Here is a 19,751-nt window from a genome sequence, read left to right as displayed (position 1 = left end):
ACGTATGGGCTGTCTGACGTAATTTATTGTGTTACTGACGTGGATCGTTGTCGGATGGCCTGAGGTTTCGGTCGAGAACGGATGAAGAATGAGTTTGGAGCGCGATTTTAGTCTGATACCGCCCTTCGAGATATGCGCTCCGGCGGAACAGCGTATTCCGTTTGTCTTCAATTCACCGCATAGTGGGCGCTACTATCCACATTCCTTCGTTGAGGCCTCGCGTCTCGACGCTCTGAGCATACGTTATTCGGAAGACTGCTATGTCGATGAGCTTTTTGCTTCGGCCATGCGGCTCGGTGCCCCTTTGCTCAAAGCGCATTTTCCGCGTGCGTTTCTCGATGTGAACCGCGAGGCCTATGAACTCGATCCACGCATGTTCGCAGAGCCGTTGCCGCCTTTCGTCAATAGTCAGTCGGCGCGCGTTGCAGGCGGGCTCGGCACAGTGCCGCGGCTGGTCGGTGAGGGGCAGCTGATCTATCCGGGGCGCATTCCGCTCGCCGAAGCGTTCTATCGCATCGAAGGTCTCTACAAGCCTTATCACCGGACGCTTGATGTATTGCTTCAATCCACGCGCCAGCGTTTTGGCTATGCGGTTTTAATCGACTGCCATTCAATGCCTGGCGGCACACGACTCGGCGAAGTCGGGTCACGCCCGGATTTCATCGTAGGTGATCGTTTTGGCCGGTCATGCAGCGAAAGGTTGACGCAGGCTGCAATCGATTTGCTGCAGGATCTGGGCTACACCGTCGCACACAACAAGCCCTATGCGGGCGGGTTCATTACCGAGCATTACGGGCGCCCTGCCATAGCCTGCCACGCTCTCCAGATAGAAATCAATCGCAGTCTCTATGTGAACGAGCAGAACCTGCACAAGCTTGCCAGTTTCGAAACGCTCTGTGCCGATTTGCATGGGTTTCTGAGCGACCTGACATCTCTGCCGGATGATCTCTTTATCGCGCCGCCTCTGGCTGCGGAATAATCCGTTCCGTTGAGCGCTTCTCGCAGATAAAAAGAACCGCGCCCGAACGATACGAGCGCGGTCAAAGACTAGGGAGGAAATGCCCCGAAAGGCATCGACAGGAAAACCTGTCTGAGATTTAAGTTACGTCTGAATGGCGTTAACGTCAAGAAAGCGCGCATATTTTTTGAGCTAATTTCACCATGCTCATTATATAGGCAAAATTAGCATGGTTTGCACAAGTGTGCGCCATGTCTTGGAAACAGGAGTTCGGGGTTGCTGATCGACAAGGCATTTTTTTCTGAAGTGGCTGCTGCCGCGGCGCGCGAAACACTTCCGCGTTTTCGTCAGTTGACGGAAATCGACAACAAATATAGCGTCGGTTTCGATCCGGTAACCGAAGCGGATCGGGCGGCGGAGCGTGCGATTCGTGCAGTTATTGGCAATGCTTTTCCCGACCATGGTATTCTTGGGGAAGAATATGGGCCGGAGAATATCGACCGCAGTCATGTCTGGGTTATCGATCCTATCGACGGAACCCGCGCCTTCATTTCCGGCCTGCCGGTCTGGGGCACGCTTCTGGGGCTGACTGTCGATGGCGATGCCAAAGCGGGAATGATGTCGCAACCCTTCACAGGCGAACTGTTCTATAGCGATGGTGACGGCGCTTATCTCCAGCGGGTTGATGGTGCGCCACGCCGCCTTTCCGTACGCAGGAATGCCGCCTTGGCCGATGCAACGATGTTCACGACGACGCCCGCTCTTTTCAAAGGTGAAAGCCGTAAGGGATTTGATCGTCTGGAAGGCGCTGTTCGGCTGTCGCGTTACGGGGTTGATTGCTATGCCTTCGCTATGCTGGCAAGCGGCTTTGCCGATATCGTGGTCGAGGCCGGTTTGCAACCCTATGACATCGTTGCTCTTATTCCGCTAATTGAGCAGGCTGGCGGTGTGGTGACGCAACGCGATGGCAGCCCGGCGGAAAAGGGCGGTGATGTCGTGGCAGCAGCTTCTCCTGAACTGCACAGGGCAGCGCTTGATCTGTTGAATAGCTAAAGCATGTCTCCCAAAAGTGGGAACCGGTTTTGGGAGACATGTGTAAAAACAAAAGCTTAAAGCGTGTCGCGTTTGAATATGATAAAACGCGACACGCTTTAAATACCGGAGGCTAAGGGTTCAATGGTCTCCGGCATGGTTTCCACTTCCGATGATCCGGGAATGAAGGCATCGAAGGCGGCCCAGAGCTGCTCACGATAAAAGTCAGTTTCCTGAAGCATTTCATGACGTGCGCCGGTAATTGTGGTTAATGAAACATTGCGTGTTCGTGCGACAAAACGCTCGATCACCGACGTGGAAACCACACGATCTGCTCCTGCGGCAATGATGAGGACAGGCACCGTCGGTCCATTATAGAAATCCGGTTGGTTGATGCGTCGCGAGGTATCGAGTGCGCTCCAGAGCCAGCGTGCTGTTGGACCGCCGAGCGCAAGTTCCGGGTTAAGGCGTGGGATTTCCATATTCCGCATGAAGCGTGCCGGGTCGCTGGTTAGCGGATTGCCTGCAAAGGGACGTGAAGCCAGCCTGCGTCCGCCGGAAGCATAAACCCGGCCAAGGCCAAGCCATCGAAAGGCAGAGGCGATGCGACGTACATTGTCATCGCTAAGCCTTTGTCCATCAAGCCCCATGAAGGGTGCGCAAAGAACCATGCGGCTGATGCGCGATGTCAGCCTGCTCATCGAAGAAAGTGCCACGAGCGCACCTGCGGAATGGCCGAGAATGTAGAAGGGTGGGGGACAATCAGGCAGAGCGATCTGGTTCAGGATCAGGTCGAGATCGTCCGAATAATCGTCGAAACTGCGAACATAGCCGCGCTGGCGATCCTTCAGTAGCCGGTGCGAGCCGCCTTGCCCGCGCCAGTCGAAAGTTACGACCGCGAAGCCGCGTTCGCTCAGATCGGTCATGGTTTCGAAATATTTCTCGATGAATTCGTTGCGTCCCTGAAGCAGGACAACGGTCCCCCTTATCGGCCTCGTTTCCGCTTTCAGGATGGCATAGCGCAGGGTTTTGCCGTCCTTCGCTTCAAGCAGGCCAGCCTTTATTCCGTGCGGAATCGGATTCGCATCGGTTTCGAAAAGCAGTTCCGACATCCGATTGCGGGCCTTTCTGTTTCTGGTTGGGATAGTGCTGTCAGCATAATGGGGCAATTGATGATAAAAAGTAACCGGAAGTTCGAGAACGAACTTCCGGCTCAAAGAACAGCCGGTGCAAGGGACGTTACGCCAGCTGGTCTGTAGAGAAAATTTAAAGAAGCGCTCAGTACCTGCCGGGACGGCGTTCGCCGACGATGCGGCCTGAATAGGCATCGACCATCACGATGACGCGGCGACCGTTCGGCCTCGTGGCACGCACGAAATAAGTGTCACGGTTGAGGCGCATATCGCCGACATCATAGCCGCGGCGTTCCAGCGAGCGCGCGATACGGCGCGGTCCCATAATGTCGCGACGGCCATAGTCATCACCCCAGCTTGGGCGGCGGTCCGGGCCACCATCCCAACCGGGGCGCGGGCCTGGATAAGGACGCGGCGGACGATAGCCGTCATCATCATAGTACTGAACCTGAACGTGCAGTCCACTATCGGCTGCAAGGGTGGGTGTCGTCGCGATCCCTGTCGCGACAGTAGCAAGTGCGGCAAAAGCGAGAACAGCTTTTATCATAACCGTGATCCTTTGGTGAACCCGCTTTGCAGCAGGCATGGTGGGACATTAGCCCCAAGCGGCTGAACGCTCGCCAAAGATGATGTTCATTTTGGGTTCATTGTGCGGCGGATCCCCTAAAATGTAGGCCCCTATCGATCAGGAGTTGTTACGCAAAGTGACAGCGCGTGTAGGACGCGCTTCGCGATCGTTACGCGGGTGCGGCCTTGAAATAAAAAAGAACCGTTCCCAAATGAGTTTTGCGGTCGCCTGAAAGGGGCCGCCGGCATCAAGGAATTCGCCAGAAGGGAGTTTCGCCGCCGTGTATGATCCCGAAAACGCTTAGCGTTTTTCGGAAAAGTCATGCTGAAACAAGCATCCTGTCGCTCTAAAGGAGGGCTAACACATGCGTCACGTAGATTTTTCCCCGCTCTATCGTTCCACGGTCGGTTTCGATCGGCTTTTCACCATGCTTGATACGCTCGCTTCGCCGGAAGGTAACCAGTCCTATCCGCCGTATAATATCGAGCGCACGGGTGAGAACACTTATCGTATCACCATGGCGGTTGCGGGCTTTTCCGAAAGCGAACTCGAAATCGAAGCACATCGCAACCAGCTGACCATCAAGGGTCAGAAGGCAGATGAAAATGCTTCCGATGTTGGCGAAGTTCTCTATCGCGGTATTGCTTCGCGCGCTTTCGAGCGGCGTTTCCAGCTTGCCGACTTCGTTGAAGTCGCCGGTGCGAGCCTGAAAAACGGTCTCCTGCACATCGATCTCAAGCGCGAGATTCCTGAACAGATGAAACCGCGTAAGATTGAAGTTACCAAGGCTGGCTCCGACAGCGCTCAGCAGATCGAAGCCAAAACTGCACACTAACAGTGGATGAGCCTATCGGAATAAGAAAGGCGGCTCTGCAAGGTGCCGCCTTTTCTTTGTGCTTAAACGATCATTTGGCCGAAGCGGTCTACGTCTTCTTCCGTATTGGCGAAACTCGTTACGAAGCGGGTGAAAATTTCGCCGTCGCTGATGCGGTTCAGTTCTGAATGCGGAGGGTTCCAGTCGTAGAAGATTGCGCCGGCATTGCGCAGGCGGTCATAGACCGATTGTTTCATGATGGCGAAGACCTCATTGGCCTCTGGCTTCCAGGCAAGACGCACCTGGCTCGACGTATTGATATGACCGGCGAGGCGCGTTGCAAGCGCATTGGAATGACGCGCCAGTTCCAGCCAGAGATTATCCTGAAGGTAAGCGTCAAACTGGGCCGCCACAAAGCGAGTCTTTGAAAAGAGCTGTGCTGCGCGTTTGCGAATGAACGGCAGATCCTTGGCGCGGGCGGGGTCCATGAAGACCAGCGCTTCCGCACACCAGCAGCCATTCTTGGTGCCGCCGAAGGAAACGATATCGACGCCCTGCTTCCATGTCATTTCGGCCGGGGTCAGGCCAAGCGTAACCAGAGCATTGGCAAAACGTGCGCCATCCATATGCAGCGGCAGACCGGCATCGCGACAGATCTTGGAAATGGTGGCGATATGTTCGGGCTGGTAGAGCGTACCAACTTCGGTCGCCTGCGTAATGCTGACAGCCATGGGCTGTCCGGCATGAACGAAGGCCGGGTTGAAGCGCTTCAGTTCGCGCTTGAGAAGCTCGGGGTCGATGCGGCCATGCGCCCCATCAATCGGGTGCAGACGTGCACCGCCTGTAAAATACTCAGGCGCGCCGCATTCGTCTTCAATCATATGTGCCTCGCGGTGCACCAGCGACACGCCGCCCGGTCGGTTAACGCTGGCGAGCGCCAGTGAGTTGGCTGCTGTACCGGTTCCGACGAAGAACACTGCAACTTCACGTTCAAACAGTTCGTTGAAACGCTGTTCCACACGTTTGTCGATCTCGCTTGCGCCATAAGCTGCCGCAAAACCCGCAGCATGCAACGAAAGGCTCTCGGCGATTTTCGGGTGGGCACCTGCCCAATTGTCTGACGCAAAATGCACGTGTTCCTCCAGATGGGTTGAATGGGCTGTCGCACAGTCGATGTTTCTATAACCTGTCTGACAGAAGCGGGTAAGGCCCGGCCAGCGCGAAAAATATCATCAATTTGCCTATTTATTAGGCAATCAAGAAGTGTGCGAAAGCGCATCAAACTGACGCAACGGTAGTAAAACGCAATTAAAAGCCGAAGGATAAAGCGGTTTCGATATTTTATTACGGAAGTTGCCGAAAAAAATTGCGTTTCCATCTTGTGAGGCAATTTGAATTCTGTCATACATAATTAGGACAGCAATGCTGTCCAATTAGACGCTGATATGTTCCGAAAGCGATCAAACGCTCTTCGTAAAGTTTCAGAGATAAGCGCCGGACTGGCAGGCTGTGGGCCTGACGGTGACAGGCGCTCCGACTGCGATAGGGAGGATTCCGTGCGCCGATTCCGGTGGACAGAAAACTGTCTGTCAAAAGCCTGATGAGAATAGGTGCCAAACATCGTTCCCGGCGGCTTCCCGCCTCTGCGGAACCTCGTCCAACGCCTTGTCGATAAGGCTTTTCATAGAATGAACACACCTGCGGGATGGTTGTCACGTCATCCCGGTATATACTGATCGCGCGCCTCATGATGAGGGCCAAACGGAGGGAATGACGATGACGCATTTGACGCCATCTGTATCGAATGTGGTTTCACACAACGTACAGAACGAAGCGATCAAAGCTGCGACGACGGCTTCCACCCGAACGACGCGAAAAACGAAAGCCGCGGGCGTCCCGCCAGCTCAAGGTCTCTACGATCCGCGCAACGAGCATGATGCGTGCGGCGTTGGCTTCATTGCCCATATGAAGGGCAAGAAGTCGCATGAGGTCGTGGAAAACGGCCTCAAGATGCTGGAAAACCTCACGCATCGCGGCGCTGTCGGCGCCGATCCGCTGATGGGTGACGGCGCGGGCATTCTGGTGCAGATTCCGGATCGGTTCTTTCGCGAGGAAATGGCGCGTCAGGGCATAGACCTGCCGCAGCCGGGCCATTACGGCGTCGGCTATATCTTCATGCCGCGCGACCCGGACCTGCGCGCCCATGCGGAAGAGATCGTCAAGGAAGTGATTGCCGCCGAAGGCCAGACCTTCATCGGCTTCCGTGAAGTGCCGGTCGACAATTCCTCGCTTTCCAAGGCTCCGCATATCGCGGCCACCGAGCCGTTCCACATGCAGGTCTTCATCGGGCGCAGCCCGATGTTGGAAACCGACGACGATTTCGAGCGCCGCTTGTTCGTTCTGCGTAAGGTCATTTCCAACCGTATCTATCAGGAGAATGACGGCGACGATAAGGGCTTCTATGTCGTGTCCATGTCAGCCCGTACGGTTGTCTACAAGGGCATGTTCCTCGCCTATCAGGTCGGCGCCTATTATCAGGATTTGAAGGACCCCCGCTTTGAAAGCGCCGTGGCGCTGGTGCATCAGCGCTTCTCCACCAACACTTTCCCGTCCTGGCGTCTTGCTCACCCCTACCGCATGGTTGCGCATAACGGCGAAATCAACACGCTGCGCGGCAATGTGAACTGGATGGCGGCGCGTCAGGCTTCGGTCGATAGCGAACTGTTCGGCAACGACATTTCCAAGCTCTGGCCGATTTCCTATGAGGGCCAGTCGGATACGGCCTGTTTCGACAATGCGCTCGAATTCCTGCATCAGGGCGGCTACAGCCTCGCTCATGCGATGATGATGCTGATCCCTGAGGCATGGTCCGGCAACAAGCTGATGTCGGGCGAACGCCGCGCCTTCTACGAATATCATGCAGCGCTCATGGAGCCGTGGGACGGCCCTGCCGCCGTGGCCTTCACCGACGGTCGCCAGATCGGCGCGACGCTCGACCGCAACGGCCTGCGTCCGGCCCGCTACATCGTGACCGACGACGATTTCGTCATTCTGGCTTCGGAAGCTGGCGTTCTGCCGGTAGACGAAAAGAAGGTCGTCAAGAAGTGGCGTCTTCAGCCGGGCCGCATGCTGCTCATCGATATGGAAGAAGGCCGCATCGTTTCCGACGACGAGATCAAGTCGCAGATCGCGCAGAAGCACCCCTACAAGCAGTGGCTTGCCAACACGCAGCTCATTCTGGAAGATCTCAACCCGGTCGAGCCGCGCGCGCTGCGCAAGGATGTGAGCCTGCTCGACCGCCAGCAGGCTTTCGGCTACACGCAGGAAGACACCAAGTTCCTGATGGCGCCGATGGCAACCACGGGTCAGGAAGCTATCGGCTCCATGGGCACCGATACACCGATTTCGGCCATGTCGGACAAGTCGAAGCTGCTTTACACCTATTTCAAGCAGAACTTCGCGCAGGTGACGAATCCGCCGATCGATCCGATCCGCGAGGAACTGGTGATGAGCCTTGTCTCCTTCATCGGTCCGCGCCCGAACATCTTCGATCTCGTTGGCACCTCGCGCCGCAAGCGTCTGGAAGTGCGCCAGCCGATCCTGACCAATGGTGATCTGGAAAAGATCCGCTCCATCGGCCACACGGAAGACCGCTTTGACACCAAGACGCTCGACATCACCTATAATACGGGCGAGGGTGCTGCGGGCATGCATGGCGCTATCGAGCGCCTTTGCGACCGCGCGGAAGCCGCCGTCCATGGCGGCTACAACATCGTGATCCTCTCCGACCGCCAGGTCGGGCCAGACCGCATTCCGATCCCGGCCCTGCTGGCGACGGCCGCCGTGCACCATCACCTGATCCGCAAGGGGCTTCGCACCTCGGTCGGCCTCGTGGTGGAATCGGGCGAACCGCGCGAAGTGCATCATTTCGCCTGCCTTGCAGGCTATGGCGCCGAAGCCATCAACCCCTATCTCGCCTTCGACACGCTGCTCGATATGCATCGCCGCCGCGAATTTCCGCCGGAAGTGGACGAGAACGAAGTGGTCAAGCGCTACATCAAGTCCATCGGGAAGGGCATTCTCAAGGTCATGTCCAAGATGGGCATCTCGACCTACCAGTCCTATTGCGGCGCGCAGATTTTCGATGCGGTCGGCGTCAAGACGGATTTCGTGGACAAATTCTTCTTCGGCACGGCCACGACCATTGAAGGCGTTGGGCTGGAAGAAATCGCGGAAGAAACCGTGCGCCGCCACACCGATGCGTTCGGCAACGATCCCGTTCTTCTGACCTCGCTCGAAGTCGGCGGCGAATATGCCTATCGTATGCGCGGCGAGGCGCATTTGTGGTCGCCGGATGCGGTGGCCAAGCTGCAGCATGCAGTGCGCACCTCGAACCCGGATACGTTCACTGAATATACCAGCATGCTCGACTCCAAGTCGGCTCAGGCCAAGACCATTCGCGGCCTGTTCGATATCCGCTTTGCCGAGGATCGCGGTTTGAAGCCGGTTTCCATCGATGAGGTCGAACCGGCGGTCGATATCGTCAAGCGCTTCTCGACGGGGGCTATGTCCTTCGGCTCGATCTCCAGAGAGGCGCACACCACGCTGGCGCGCGCGATGAACGCCATTGGCGGCAAGTCGAACACCGGCGAAGGCGGCGAAGAACCGGATCGGTTCTATCCGCTGCCGGACGGAACGGCGAACCCGGAACGCTCTGCCATCAAGCAGGTGGCATCGGGCCGTTTCGGTGTGACGACGGAATATCTGGTCAATTCCGATCTGATCCAAATCAAGGTTGCGCAGGGTGCAAAGCCCGGTGAAGGCGGCCAGCTGCCGGGTCACAAGGTCGATGCGACCATCGCCAAGACCCGCCACTCGACGCCGGGCGTCGGCCTCATTTCGCCGCCGCCGCACCACGATATCTACTCCATCGAAGATTTGGCGCAGCTAATCTACGACCTGAAGAACGTCAACCCGGTGGCCGATATTTCGGTCAAGCTGGTGTCGGAAGTGGGCGTGGGCACCGTTGCGGCGGGTGTGGCCAAGGCGCGCGCCGACCATATCACCGTGTCGGGCTATGACGGCGGCACGGGCGCTTCGCCGCTGACCTCGCTGAAACATGCCGGTAGCCCATGGGAAATCGGCCTTGCCGAAACCCACCAGACGCTGGTGCTGAACGGGCTTCGCTCCCGCGTGGCGCTTCAGGTCGATGGCGGTCTGCGAACCGGACGCGATGTGGTCATCGGTGCGCTGCTCGGGGCCGACGAGTTCGGCTTCTCCACCGCTCCGCTGATCGCGGCTGGCTGCATCATGATGCGCAAGTGCCACCTGAACACTTGCCCGGTGGGCGTGGCGACGCAGGATCCGGTTTTGCGCAAGCGCTTCAAGGGCACGCCGGAGCACGTCATCAATTTCTTCTTCTATCTGGCCGAAGAAGTGCGCGCGCTTTTGGCTTCGATGGGCTTCACCAGGCTGGAACAGATCATCGGCGAGACCGAGCTTCTGGAAAAGCAGGCCATGATCGACCACTGGAAGGCGAAGGGGCTGGATTTCAGCCGCATCTTCTACAAGCCGGAGGCCGAGAAGCACGAAATCTACTGGACCGAGCGCCAGCAGCACCCGATCGACGATATTCTGGATCGCAGGCTGATCGAATTGGCCGCGCCCGCACTTGAAGACCGCCAGCCAGTCAAGATCGACATCGACATCAAGAATGTCGATCGTTCTGCCGGTGCGATGCTTTCCGGTGAAGTTGCCAAGCGTTTCCGTCACAAGGGGCTGCCGGAAGACACCATCGCCATTACCCTGCGCGGTACGGCTGGCCAGTCCTTTGGCGCGTTCCTCGCACGTGGCATCTCGTTCGAGCTGATTGGCGATGGCAATGACTATGTCGGCAAGGGTCTCTCGGGTGGACGTATCGTTATCCGCCCGCCGGAAGATACGCGTATCGTCGCCGAAGATTCCATCATCGTCGGCAATACGGTGCTCTACGGTGCGCTTGAAGGCGAGTGCTACTTCCGCGGTGTTGCGGGCGAGCGTTTCGCCGTGCGCAATTCCGGTGCGGTTACGGTTGTCGAAGGCGTGGGCGATCACGGCTGCGAATACATGACCGGCGGTGTCGTCGTGGTTATCGGTCAGACGGGTCGAAACTTCGCGGCGGGCATGTCGGGCGGTGTCGCCTATGTGCTCGACGAGGACGGTGATTTCGCCCAGCGCTGCAACATGGCGATGGTCGAACTGGAGCCGGTGCCGGAAGAAGACGACATCCTCGAAAAGCTGCATCATCATGGCGGCGATCTCATGCACAAGGGCCGTGTGGACGTTTCCGCCAACATGACCCATCATGATGAGGAACGTCTGGTGCAGCTGATCGCCAACCACCTGCACTACACAGGCTCGACACGGGCGAAAGACATTCTCGACAATTGGGAAAGCTATCGTCCCAAGTTCGTGAAGGTCATGCCGGTGGAATATCGCCGTGCTCTGGAAGAGATGGAGCGCATGCAGATCGGTGTCGCAGCTGAGTGAGTGTCATTGTCAAGACGCAGTGCTTGTGCGCCGGTAGCATGATCCCGAAAAGTGGAAACCGGTTTTCGGAAAAGATCATGCTTCAGGTTGGCGCACGGCACGGCGAAGCTCGCACCGCGAGAGGAGCATATAATGGGTAAGGTAACTGGTTTTCTTGAAATCGACCGGCAGGTAGCGAAGTACCAGCCGGCGTCGGATCGTATCCGTCACTTCCGCGAATTTACCATCCCGATGACGGATGGTGAGGTGCAGAAGCAGGCCGCGCGCTGCATGGATTGCGGCATTCCGTTCTGCCATGGGCCGACGGGCTGTCCGGTACACAACCAGATCCCGGACTGGAACGATCTCGTCTATAACAACAACTGGGATCAGGCGATCCGCAACCTGCATCTGACCAACAATTTCCCGGAATTCACCGGTCGTATCTGTCCCGCGCCTTGCGAGGAAGCCTGCACGCTGAACCTTGAGGACACGCCGGTTGCGATCAAGACGGTCGAGCAGGCGTTGGGCGACAAGGCCTATGAGCTGGGCTATATCGTGCCGCAGCCAGCCGCCAACAAGACCGGCAAGTCGGTCGCCATCATCGGTTCCGGTCCGGCTGGTCTTGCGGCTGCGCAGCAGCTGGCGCGCGCCGGTCACATGGTCGACGTCTATGAGCGCGAAAGCCGCCCCGGCGGACTGCTGCGCTATGGCATTCCCGATTTCAAGATGGAAAAGCACCTGATCGACCGCCGCATCGCGCAGATGGAAGGCGAGGGCGTGCGTTTCCATTGCGGGGTCAATATCGGCGTCGACAAACCTTTGCGGGGCTTGCTCGATACCTATGATGCGGTGCTTTATTGCGGCGGTTCGGAAACGCCGCGCCCGGCAGGCATTCCGGGGGCGGAACTGGAAGGCGTCCACGACGCCATGCCCTATCTCGTGCAACAGAACCGCCGTGTTGGCCGCGAAAACATCGAGTCCGTTGCCTGGACTTCGGCTCCGATCCTGGCTGGCGGCAAGCACATCGTGGTTGTCGGCGGCGGCGATACGGCGTCGGACTGTGTCGGCACGGCTTTCCGTCAGGGCGCGGTCAATGTGACCCAGCTCGACATCCGCCCGCAGCCGCCGGAAAAGGAAGACAAGCTCAGCGTCTGGCCCTATTGGGCGACCAAGATGCGCACCTCTTCCAGCCAGGCGGAAGGCGCATCCCGTGAGTTTCAGGTGGCGACGCTGGAATTTATCGGCGAGGACGGACGCCTTACCCATGTGAAGTGCTGTCAGGTGGATGAAAAGCGCAAGCCCATCGCCGGAACGGAATTCTTTATCAAGGCCGATCTCGCCTTCATCGCTATCGGCTTTGCCGGGCCTGCGGAAGACAGCGTCGTGAAGGAACTGGGCGAGAAACTCGACATCGCCACTGACCGCCGCGGCGCGAAATCCGTCAAGGCGAATGATCGCGATTATCGTACCAATGTTGACAAGCTCTATGCGGCGGGCGATATCCGTCGCGGCCAGTCGCTGGTCGTCTGGGCGATCCGCGAAGGCCGTCAGGCAGCCCACGCCATTGACGCAGATTTGATGGGTAGCTCGGTATTACCTCGTTAAGAGATTAAAACTGAAAAAGCCCGGCACGAAGCCGGGCTTTTTGCGCTTGATAACTATCTCAACCTCGTCTGCGCCGCGACTTCATCACCCAATAGGCGATGGCGAGAAGCACGAACCACAGCGGTGTGACTTTTAGCGCCGCGGCAGTATCCGGCTCTTGCGTCAGCGCCCAGAGAATGAAGGCGAAGAAGGTGAAGACCATCACGACAGCGGCGCGTCCGCCGGGCATTTTGAATGTGGACTTTTCATGCAGATCGGGCCGCTGGCGGCGATACTGCAGGTAAGACGCCAGAATGATCGACCAGATGAAGATGAAGAGCAGTGCCGAGATCGTCGTGACGATGGTGAAGGCCTCGATGATGCTCTGTCCGGCATAGAGCAAGGCGACGCCCGACAGCAGGAAGATGCAGGAAAAGAACAGTGCATTGACCGGCACGTGGCGCTTGTTCAGCCTGCCGAGGGTCTTTGGTGCGAGCCCGGAGGTAGCAAGGCCATAGATCATACGCGAGGTCGAATAAATGCCGGAATTGGCGCTCGATGTCGCTGAAGTTAGCACGACGAAATTCACCACGTGGGCTGCAATGCCGAGACCGGCAAGCGAGAACATGGCGACGAAGGGGCTCGAATTCGGGTCCACCTGATCCCATGGAATGACCGTGATGATCACAAACAGCGCGCCGAGATAGAACAGCACCACGCGGATCGGGATCGAATTGATTGCCTTCGGCAGATTGCGCACTGGATCCTTGGTTTCGGCGGCGGCGGTGCCAACCAGCTCAATGCCGACAAAGGCGAAGACTGCGATCTGGAAACCGGCCACAAAGCCGAGGAAGCCATTGGGGAAGAAACCGCCATGGTTCCACAAATGCGCGACCGATGCCTGGCTGCCGTTCGGCAGGGTAAAGCCGGTCGAAAGCATATACACACCGGCAATGATCAGCCCGACGATGGCGACGATCTTGATGAGCGCGAACCAGAATTCGATTTCACCGAAATTGCGCACCGTGGGCAGATTGAGAGCCAGAAGCGTGAAGATCAGTCCGAGTGCGGGTATCCAGAGCGCCAGTTCAGGAAACCAGAATGACACGTAACCCGACACGGCCACCACGTCTGCCACGCCCGTCACGATCCAGCACAGCCAATAGGTCCAGCCGGTGAAGAACTGCGCCCATGGCCCCAGATAATCGCCCGCGAAATCCGCGAAAGAACGATATTCGAGATTGGACAGCAGGATTTCGCCAAGTGCGCGCATCACGAAGAACAGCATGAAGCCGATCACTGCATAGACAAGCAGAATCGAAGGTCCGGCCAGCGAAATGGTCTTGCCCGAGCCCATGAAAAGGCCGGTGCCGATGGCGCCGCCAATGGCGATCAGCTGCAGATGCCGGTTGGATAGATTGCGTGCAAGATGGGGTTCCTCCTCCCGATGTGGATCGACAGAAGGCTTTGATGCAATATTCATTCAAATGCCTCTTGTTTCTGGCGGACGCTTTAAAAATCTCCTTGTGCGAATGCGAGGAGGAGCGCCCTTCCTGTCCAGCCTTTTCAGGCAGACGGTGCCTTCTGATAGACGATGAGAGCGCTTCTGTGAACAGCGCGGAATGTAGCAATTGGAATCATATTCAGTAGAGAAAGCCGCCAGCCATCATTCAGTTGGTAGTTCAATCATACTGATAAGCTGCGCGAACTTAGGGATTTGCGCTCTTCTGCGGCCAGGAAAAGTCGTCAGCCCGTCCGGGTGACGGCTTGCCTTCAACTCGGGCCGAATGCTTGGCCTGCGGACGCGCCGCAAGGCTGCCGCCGAGCAGAACGCCACTTTCATCCTTGTTGATGTCGCGAATGCTGACCGGCGCCACACGATCGACAGGCTTTGAAGGATCACGCGCGCCGGTAGCCGGTAACGGCTGTTCTTCTTCCTTCGAACCGCTGAGATAGGCGCGGAGCGGTTTTTCGGCATAGAATGCCAGCTTGCGCTTGCCAGCCGAAGTTATGTTTATGCCGTCATTGCCGCGCAGGCGTGCCGTCTGGCCATTAATATCGAAGCCGGTCTGTGTGAAGTTTCCGTCCTCATCGACAAAACCGTCCCATACGTCGGCAAATTTGCCGCCCACCTTTTCGGTGGCGGTACGATAGATTTCATTGAGCGCCAGCATATCCTGCGACATGCCCTTCGGGCGGAATGGCGGCTGCCCGATCCACACCAGGGGAAGATGCTTATCACTGATTACCTTGATGAAGGCAGCGACCCGCTTTTGATATTCTTCATTCCATTCCGGTGACCGGAAAGGTAGGCTCAAGCCTTTCTCGGTAATTGCCTGTCTGTCGTTGGAACCGATCATCACAACGATAGCCGCCGGTTTCTCCTCATCAACGATCTTGCCAATATTCTTGGGCCAGTCGAAATGGTCGTTGCGTACGAAGCCGGAGGAGCCGTTTATCCGGGTTATAATCTGAAAATCAGAATCCGACGCAAAAGCGACTTCAAGGCCTTCAGCCAAGCCATTGCCGATAAAGTCGCCGACGACGAGGACTTTTTGGGCGTCCGGTTTTTTCTCTACGAATTGGACCGCAGGGCTTGCCGCTGGCGGCGGTGTCGGGCGTGAAGCGGGAGAGGTTGCCTTGGGGCGCTTTGCCTTAGGCCGGGCGCGTTGTGGAGCACGTTGTTCATATTGACGTTGTGGTTGTGCCTGGCGCGAGCCGAACAGTAGATCGAAAAGCGTTCTCGGACGTTCCTGTGCGGAGGCCGCAGCGATGCCCGAAAATAGCAACGCTGCTACCGCAAGCATGACGCCAGCAGCGTTCACCAGTCGTCTCCCAATCCGATTTTCGCGCATCAGTCTTGCCTTCATGGGCTGTATATTAGCTTGGCAACCTCGAAAAACAAAATGGAGCGCACTTCTGATTAAGTGCGCTCCATTCGATCAATCCGACAGTTTAACGACGACGCAGAACCGACAAAACTTCCTTGCTCGGATGACCGTCAGGCTGAAGTCCGTTGCGCTGCTGGAAGGCTTCGATGGCAGCCCGCGAAGTGGAGCCGATTTTGCCATCTATATTACCGTCATAATAGCCGAGGGCTTTCAGATGCGTCTGCAGTTCCAGTCGTTCGTTCATGGAAATCGGCGTAAACGGGCGATTCCAGTCCTGACGAAGTCCCTGATAACCACCGATTCTGTCGGCAAGCAAACCGACGGCCAACGCGTATTTATCGGCGTTGTTATAGCGCTTCAAGACGAAGAAGTTCTTTGTCATCAGGAAGGCGGGACCTTCACGGCCGTCCGGCACTTTCAGAGTCGCCTTTTCATTAGGATCGGGGAAAGCGCGTCCGTTGGCGCGAACGAGACCAATCTTCTGCCACTCGGCAATCGAAAGCGAGCCGGAAGGGAATTTGCGGCCTTTTGGCAGTGCGACCTCGTAACCCCATGTGCGGCCCGGTTGCCAGCCATTACGATGCAGGAGATTTGCCGCCGTGCCAAGCGCATCGGGAACCGAGTTCCAGATATCACGCTTGCCATTGCCGTCCATATCGACGGCATAGGCTTGATAGCTGGTCGGAATGAACTGTGTGTGACCGAGCGCACCGGCCCAGGAGCCGGACAGGTGACCGCGGTCGATATCCCCTGTCTGGAGAATCTTCATTGCGGCAATCAGCTGCGTGCGACCATATTTGGCGCGGCGCTTATCGGCATAGGCAAGCGTTGCCAGCGAACGCACTGCATCGCGCATGACATCATCTCGCTTGAGAATTTCACCGTAATTGCTTTCCATCGACCAGATGGCGAGCAGAATATTACGATCAACGGAGAAACGCTGTTCAATGCGCTGGAGCCATGGACCCCATTTACGGGCCATGCCTTGGCCAACCGATACCGACTGTTCGTTCACACGGTTATCGACATAGTTCCAGACAGGTTCGGTAAATTCCGGCTGATAGCGTGCTTTTTGTAGAACGACTGGGTCCGGCGCATCCACGCCGCGAAATGCGCGGTCGAATGTGGACGGAGAAACGCCTGCCTTTATGGCGACAGGACGAAAACTGACGACCCATTGGCGAAATTGCGCATCAGCCAGTGCCGAACCGCTGGTCAGTGTCGAGGCGAGCACAGCTATCGCAACCGTTGCAGCTGCTTTCAGCTTCATCGTCTGGCCCACTGTGAATGGAAATCGCAGCATTCTGTGTTTCCCTTCTGCAATCAAATTTAGCCGATACCGGCGCGTTTCCCTTCGACCTGGAATCTGCTCGCCCCGGATTGCATTAATCAATTAATACCATCCTATGTTGAATTTGAGCCAGCAGAAAATTCCCGGTCGAATTGTTGAACGCTCAAATTAGAACCTGTCGGTTAGCAATTGGTTTACCATCGTGGATCCGGATTAAAATTTGCCTGAAGTTTCGAAAAATTTTTGAATCAAGCAACATTAAGGTCGGGTCATTGAATGTGATGGGATGGGCCACGCAATTTCGTCGTTCTTTAATGAAAAGGCCTTATTTGAAATTCAGTCGTTTCAATGCTTTGATAGCAAGTCTGAAATAGTGAAATCGAGGAGAGGAATGAGTTCGATTCGAAAAATTCGCAAGGCCGTGTTTCCTGTCGCAGGTCTTGGCACCCGCTTCCTGCCCGCCACCAAATCCATCCCCAAAGAAATGCTGACGGTCGTGGATAAGCCCGTCATCCAGTATGTGGTCGATGAGGCGCGCGAAGCGGGTATCGAACATCTGATTTTCGTCACCGGACGCAACAAAGCGGTCATCGAGGACTATTTCGATGCGCAGGTTGAGCTTTATTCCACGCTTGCCGAGCGCGGCAAGACGGCGGAACTGGAGCATCTTCAGGATATCCAGCCGCAGCCGGGAACGACCAGCTTCACCCGCCAGCAGGTGCCGCTCGGCCTTGGCCATGCGGTCTGGTGCGCCCGCGAACTCGTTGGCGATGAGCCATTCGCTCTTCTGCTGCCGGATATGGTCATGCAGTCCAAAAAGGGTTGCCTGAAGGAGATGGTCGAACTTTACGAAAAGACCGGCGGCAACGTCATTGCTGTGCAGGAATGCGACCCGGAAGAAGCACATAAATACGGTATTGTCGGCAAGGGCGAAGCAATTGGCAGCGGCTTCGAGATCACGCAGATGGTCGAAAAGCCTGCCAAAGGTACAGCCCCTTCCAATCTCTACATCAATGGCCGCTACATTCTGCAGCCGGAAATCTTCGAGCTTCTGAGCAAGCAGGAAAAGGGCGCTGGCAACGAAATTCAGCTGACGGATGCGATGCTGAAGCTTGCTGATGCTCAGAAATTCTTCGGCTTCAACTATCAGGGCCTGACTTTCGACTGCGGTTCCAAAGCCGGTTTCATTGAGGCCAACGTTGCTTTTGCGCTATGGCGTAACGATATCCGTCCTTCGGTCGAAAGCTCGATCGGCAATCTGCTGAATACAATCAAGCCAGCCTGATAGAATTGGTCCGGTCTCTGGTCACGCCCCCTGCAAAAGGGGGCGTTTTTTTGCCTGTAGCATTTTTTCCGTGAAAATTGCTTTTTTAGTCGATGACAATAGGCATTTGGCCTAGCATATACCCCAAAAAGTGTGAAACACCTTTCAGGTGCAATCCCTACAACAGGTTCCTCCCCTTCAGAAGGAATAAAGCATGCAGGAATTCCAGCAGACGATGGGTGCAGGCGCGCTCATCTCGATAGCGGTCGGTGCTGTTATATTATTGCTTTTGCTTATCATCCGGTTTCGTGTCCATGCCTTCGTAGCACTTATAATTGTCAGCCTTTTGACGGCGCTTGCCACCGGTATTCCGGCAGGCAATATTCTGACGACCATCACGTCCGCTTTCGGATCCACCCTTGGCGGGGTGGCGCTGCTGGTCGGCCTTGGCGCAATGCTGGGCCGATTGCTCGAAATATCCGGCGGCGCGCAGGCGCTTGCCGACGATCTCATCCGGCGGTTCGGAGAAAAGCGAGCCCCCATGGCGCTTGGTATCGCATCGCTGATCTTCGGCTTTCCCATCTTTTTCGATGCGGGGTTGGTGGTGATGCTGCCAGTGGTCTTCACGGTCGGGCGGCGCCTCAAGGGAAGCCTGCTTCTCTATGGTATTCCGGTCGCTGCGGCCTTTTCGGTGATGCATGTTTTCGTCCCGCCGCATCCAGGTCCGGTGGCAGCATCCGAGCTATTGGGTGCCGATGTAGGGCTTCTAATTCTTGTCGGCATCGTAGTTGTCATACCTGTCTGGTTTATTGCCGGGCATCTTTTCGGCGCGTGGATCGGCAAAAGGATCAATCTTCCGATCCCCGACAGTTTTGATGCCGGGAAGAATGTAGAAGAGGCCGTGAACCCTCCGAGCTCCAGCCTGGTTATCTTGCTTCTTTTGCTGCCGCTGGTTCTCATCTTCATCAATACGGGTCTCGATTTTGCCCGCGCGCAAGGCTGGGTCAGTGCCGATGCCAACTGGTATCAACTGGCACGAATGATCGGATCGACGCCGGTTGCTCTGCTGATTTCGGTGCTGGTGGCGTCCTATGTGTTGGGTCCACGGCGCGGTAGAGACCTTGCCAGCGTCGAACGTATTCTCGATTCAGCGCTTGGCCCGGTTTGTTCCATCATCTTGATTACTGGTGCCGGCGGAATGTTCGGTGGCGTCCTGCGTGCTTCAGGTATTGGTGACGCCTTATCAAATGCGTTCGCTAATACAGGATTGCCCGTCATTGTGGCGGGCTTCCTGATTGCAACGATTCTGCGTGTAGCACAGGGGTCGGCAACGGTGGCGTTGATTACAGCTGCCGGGCTTATTCAGCCTGCTGTTCAGGCTGCAGGATATCACGGGCTTGAGACTGCCGCAGTGGTGATCGCGCTTGCCGCAGGATCAGTCATGCTGTCCCATGTCAACGATTCGGGCTTCTGGCTTGTTGGGCGTTTCTTCAACATGGACGTCAAGACAACGCTGAAAACCTGGACCGTCCTGGAAACCCTTATCGGTCTTCTTGGGTTCGGCATGGCGTGTATTCTGTTCTGGCTCGCTTGAGCTAATCACAAAACGGCATCCCGCAAGGGATGCCGTCAGGCTGCTGACAAACCCCTGGCTATGCCTGGGGTTTTGTGATTCATTGGGATATGTTGAAGAAACCAGCCGCCGC

Annotated in this window: 13 protein-coding genes; 7 read left to right on the top strand and 6 right to left on the bottom strand. The window is 56.6% G+C overall.

All coding sequences use genetic code 11. From position 1 onward, the window contains the following. Positions 1–88 precede the first annotated feature (88 nt). The gene (locus tag JNC70_RS20975) at positions 89–979 is read left to right on the top strand and encodes an N-formylglutamate amidohydrolase (protein WP_104755293.1); all 891 of its coding nucleotides are present in this window, start codon (positions 89–91) and stop codon (positions 977–979) included. A gap of 255 nt (positions 980–1,234) precedes the next feature. Continuing rightward, positions 1,235–2,011, top strand: coding sequence for a histidinol-phosphatase (gene hisN / locus JNC70_RS20970; protein WP_104755292.1), 777 nt, complete (start codon positions 1,235–1,237; stop codon positions 2,009–2,011). 98 nt (positions 2,012–2,109) lie between these two features. On the opposite strand, the gene JNC70_RS20965 is transcribed toward hisN, so the two are convergent. After that, positions 2,110–3,102 carry an alpha/beta fold hydrolase gene (locus JNC70_RS20965; protein WP_104755291.1) on the bottom strand — a complete coding sequence of 331 codons (993 nt, stop codon included), beginning with the start codon at positions 3,100–3,102 and terminating at the stop codon, positions 2,110–2,112. 166 nt (positions 3,103–3,268) lie between these two features. Beyond that, the gene (locus JNC70_RS20960; RefSeq protein WP_104755290.1) at positions 3,269–3,670 is read right to left on the bottom strand and encodes an antifreeze protein; all 402 of its coding nucleotides are present in this window, start codon (positions 3,668–3,670) and stop codon (positions 3,269–3,271) included. A 385-nt stretch (positions 3,671–4,055) separates the two neighbouring features. Here JNC70_RS20960 and JNC70_RS20955 point away from each other — a divergent pair, with 385 nt between their 5' ends. Beyond that, on the top strand, positions 4,056–4,526 hold the full coding sequence (locus JNC70_RS20955; protein WP_104755289.1) for an Hsp20 family protein: 471 nt from the start codon (positions 4,056–4,058) through the stop codon (positions 4,524–4,526). Between the two features lie 62 nt (positions 4,527–4,588). Here the strand turns inward: JNC70_RS20955 and JNC70_RS20950 are convergent, their stop codons facing one another. Further along, positions 4,589–5,638: a threonine aldolase family protein gene (locus JNC70_RS20950; protein ID WP_104755288.1), complete on the bottom strand. Its 1,050-nt coding sequence runs from the start codon at positions 5,636–5,638 to the stop codon at positions 4,589–4,591. A gap of 643 nt (positions 5,639–6,281) precedes the next feature. On the opposite strand from JNC70_RS20950, the gene gltB reads away from it, so the two are divergent. Next, positions 6,282–11,033, top strand: coding sequence for a glutamate synthase large subunit (gene gltB, locus JNC70_RS20945; RefSeq protein ID WP_104755287.1), 4,752 nt, complete (start codon positions 6,282–6,284; stop codon positions 11,031–11,033). A gap of 132 nt (positions 11,034–11,165) precedes the next feature. Beyond that, positions 11,166–12,620, top strand: a complete 1,455-nt coding sequence (locus JNC70_RS20940) for a glutamate synthase subunit beta (protein WP_104755286.1) — start codon at positions 11,166–11,168, stop codon at positions 12,618–12,620. 58 nt (positions 12,621–12,678) lie between these two features. Here JNC70_RS20940 and JNC70_RS20935 read toward each other — a convergent pair whose 3' ends face one another. The 3 genes from JNC70_RS20935 to JNC70_RS20925 form a co-directional block, all read right to left on the bottom strand. Further along, a complete protein-coding gene (locus JNC70_RS20935) occupies positions 12,679–14,082 on the bottom strand; it encodes an amino acid permease (protein WP_104755285.1) in 1,404 nt (467 codons plus the stop codon). 226 nt (positions 14,083–14,308) lie between these two features. Further along, a complete protein-coding gene (locus JNC70_RS20930; protein ID WP_104755284.1) occupies positions 14,309–15,454 on the bottom strand; it encodes an SGNH/GDSL hydrolase family protein in 1,146 nt (381 codons plus the stop codon). A gap of 100 nt (positions 15,455–15,554) precedes the next feature. Next, positions 15,555–16,793 carry a lytic murein transglycosylase gene (locus tag JNC70_RS20925; RefSeq protein ID WP_104755283.1) on the bottom strand — a complete coding sequence of 413 codons (1,239 nt, stop codon included), beginning with the start codon at positions 16,791–16,793 and terminating at the stop codon, positions 15,555–15,557. Positions 16,794–17,172: 379 nt separating this feature from the next. Between JNC70_RS20925 and galU the strand changes: the two genes are divergently transcribed. Both galU and JNC70_RS20915 read left to right on the top strand, forming a co-directional pair. After that, entirely contained in the window at positions 17,173–18,066 is an 894-nt protein-coding gene (gene galU, locus JNC70_RS20920) for a UTP--glucose-1-phosphate uridylyltransferase GalU (protein ID WP_104755282.1), read from the top strand. Positions 18,067–18,259: 193 nt separating this feature from the next. Continuing rightward, a complete protein-coding gene (locus JNC70_RS20915) occupies positions 18,260–19,639 on the top strand; it encodes a GntP family permease (RefSeq protein WP_104755281.1) in 1,380 nt (459 codons plus the stop codon). Positions 19,640–19,751 lie beyond the last annotated feature (112 nt).

It is taken from the genome of Brucella oryzae, from assembly GCF_041929965.1.
Taxonomy (GTDB): Bacteria; Pseudomonadota; Alphaproteobacteria; order Rhizobiales; family Rhizobiaceae; genus Brucella; species Brucella oryzae.
This window is presented reverse-complemented; position numbering and strand designations above follow the sequence as displayed.

Bases quoted from the DNA above. Each gene is read 5' to 3' on its own strand.
- JNC70_RS20975 (WP_104755293.1), top strand. From the start codon at position 89: ATGAGTTTGGAGCGCGATTTTAGTCTGATACCGCCCTTCGAGATATGC.
- JNC70_RS20965 (WP_104755291.1), bottom strand. From the start codon at position 3,102: ATGTCGGAACTGCTTTTCGAAACCGATGCGAATCCGATTCCGCACGGA.
- JNC70_RS20960 (WP_104755290.1), bottom strand. From the start codon at position 3,670: ATGATAAAAGCTGTTCTCGCTTTTGCCGCACTTGCTACTGTCGCGACA.
- JNC70_RS20955 (WP_104755289.1), top strand. From the start codon at position 4,056: ATGCGTCACGTAGATTTTTCCCCGCTCTATCGTTCCACGGTCGGTTTC.
- gltB (WP_104755287.1), top strand. From the start codon at position 6,282: ATGACGCATTTGACGCCATCTGTATCGAATGTGGTTTCACACAACGTA.
- JNC70_RS20940 (WP_104755286.1), top strand. From the start codon at position 11,166: ATGGGTAAGGTAACTGGTTTTCTTGAAATCGACCGGCAGGTAGCGAAG.
- JNC70_RS20935 (WP_104755285.1), bottom strand. From the start codon at position 14,082: ATGAATATTGCATCAAAGCCTTCTGTCGATCCACATCGGGAGGAGGAA.
- JNC70_RS20930 (WP_104755284.1), bottom strand. From the start codon at position 15,454: ATGCGCGAAAATCGGATTGGGAGACGACTGGTGAACGCTGCTGGCGTC.
- JNC70_RS20925 (WP_104755283.1), bottom strand. From the start codon at position 16,793: ATGCTGCGATTTCCATTCACAGTGGGCCAGACGATGAAGCTGAAAGCA.
- galU (WP_104755282.1), top strand. From the start codon at position 17,173: ATGAGTTCGATTCGAAAAATTCGCAAGGCCGTGTTTCCTGTCGCAGGT.
- JNC70_RS20915 (WP_104755281.1), top strand. From the start codon at position 18,260: ATGCAGGAATTCCAGCAGACGATGGGTGCAGGCGCGCTCATCTCGATA.